This is a genomic window from Methylobacterium sp. CCH5-D2, assembly GCF_001556475.1.
GTDB lineage: Bacteria > Pseudomonadota > Alphaproteobacteria > Rhizobiales > Beijerinckiaceae > Methylobacterium > Methylobacterium hispanicum.
Genome location: NZ_LSIX01000362.1, coordinates 1 through 1140, shown reverse-complemented (window position 1 = coordinate 1140; position 1140 = coordinate 1). Strand labels below are relative to the sequence as shown.

The 1140-nt window shown below is 73.3% G+C and carries 1 protein-coding gene; it reads left to right on the top strand.

Annotated features, from left to right (window positions below):
• Positions 1 to 1140 (top strand): heavy metal translocating P-type ATPase (locus AX737_RS09340; RefSeq protein WP_156453615.1); only part of this gene is annotated, 1140 nt, incomplete at both ends.

Below are 1140 nucleotides of genomic sequence, written 5' to 3'. Positions count from 1 at the left end.
GGCGCGACACCATGCTGGCCCGCATCGTCCAGATGGTGGCCGAGGCCCAGCGCTCTCGCGCGCCTATCCAGCGTCTCGCCGACCAGGTCGCCGGCTGGTTCGTGCCGGCGGTCATCGGCGTGGCGGCGCTGGCCTTCATCGCCTGGATGGCGTTCGGGCCGGAGCCGCGCTTCACCTTCGCGCTGCTGGCGGCTGTCGCAGTGCTCATCATCGCCTGCCCCTGCGCGCTCGGCCTCGCCACGCCGATGTCGATCATGGTCGGCGTTGGCCGCGGCGCCGGGGCCGGGGTGCTCGTCAAGAACGCCGAGGCGCTGGAGCGCATGGAGAAGGTCACCACGCTGGTGGTCGACAAGACCGGCACGCTGACCGAGGGCAAGCCAGCGGTGACGCGGGTGGCGGCGGCGACCGGCTTCGACGAGGCCAGCGTGCTGCGCCTCTCGGCGAGCGTCGAGCGGGCGAGCGAGCACCCGCTCGCCCTCGCCATCGTGAAGGCGGCCGAGGAGCGCGGGATCGGCCTGGCTCCCGTGGCGGATTTCGACAGCCCGACCGGCAAGGGCGCGCTCGGCACCGTCGAGGGGCGCCGGGTGGCGCTCGGCAACGCCGCCTTCCTGCGCGAGCAGGGGGTGGAGGTGTCGACTTACGCGGCCGAGGCGGACGACCTGAGGCGAGATGGGGCGACCGCGATCTTCGCGGCCGTCGACGGGCGCGTGGCCGGCGTCATCGCGATCGCCGACCCTGTCAAGGTCACGACGCCCGAGGCGCTCGCCGCGCTCCGGGCCGAGGGCATCCGGGTCGTGATGCTGACCGGCGACAATCGGACGACCGCAGAGGCGGTGGCGCGCCGCCTCGGGATCGAGGAGGTCGAGGCGGAGGTGCTGCCCGACCAGAAGGCCGCCGTGGTCGAGCGGCACAAGGCGGCCGGCCAGGTCGTGGCGATGGCCGGCGACGGCGTCAACGACGCTCCCGCGCTCGCCGCCGCCGACGTCGGCATCGCCATGGGCACCGGCACCGACGTGGCCATCGAGAGCGCTGGGCTGACCCTGCTCAAGGGCGACCTCCTCGGCATCGTGCGGGCGCGGCGGCTGTCGAAGGCGGTGATGGGCAACATCCGCCAGAACCTGTTCTTCGCCTTCGTCTACA